Source organism: Xanthobacter sp. BG11Y11_SDJG, assembly GCF_057364445.1.
This window is the reverse complement of the sequence record NZ_JBNFNU010000854.1, coordinates 1-655: the sequence shown is the minus strand read 5'-3', so window position 1 is coordinate 655 and position 655 is coordinate 1. Positions and strand designations below refer to the sequence as shown.

At 74.2% G+C, this 655-nt stretch carries 1 protein-coding gene; it reads right to left on the bottom strand.

What is annotated here, in order from left to right; translation table 11 throughout:
* The coding region (gene hybE, locus AC2W7M_RS26950; RefSeq protein WP_486136297.1) for a [NiFe]-hydrogenase assembly chaperone HybE at nucleotides 1-655 on the bottom strand (655 nt) is incomplete at both ends.

Sequence of the window (655 nt, the reverse complement as noted above, 5' to 3'; positions counted from 1 at the left end):
CCATCCGCCGTCCGGCGCGGACGGCGCGATGGCGATGGCGGCGAGCACGGCGGGCGCGTGGATCATGACGCGTCCGCCTCCGGCGCGTCGGCGCGGGGGCCGAAGATCATGGTACGTCGCGACAGCTCGGCCGGAGCGGCGGCGGGCGGGGGCGCCACCTCTTCCGGTTCGGCCTCCGCCAGCTCCGCACGGCGGCGGATCTCGCCTGCGCGGGTGCCGTCCTCCCGGTTGGCCGGGGTCGAGCAGGGCCGGGATCACCGCGGCGGCGGTCTCCACCGCCTGCAGCATGGAGGTGAAGTCGAACATGGGCGAGAACAGCGAGCACGCGCGGTAGGGCCCGGTCTCCGGCCGGTCGGCGGCGAGGAACTCGTAGGTGCCGGACGCGAACTCCACCAGGCTCTTCTCGCCGGTGCGCGCGCCCGACCAGTCCTCGTCCGGCCCCGGCAGCAGGATCAGGTTCATGAACCAGGGCGTCACCAGCACGCCGAGCCCGCGCCCCTCATGGATGCGGAAGCCGAGCGCCTTCACCGACAGCGTCTCGTTGACGAACGGCACGCCCTTCATCTTGCCAGCGTGGATCTCGCGGAACGCCGTCTCGAAGCGCCCGGGCCTCGGCCACCAGCGCCGCGAGGCGCGGGTCGATCGCGGGCGCCGC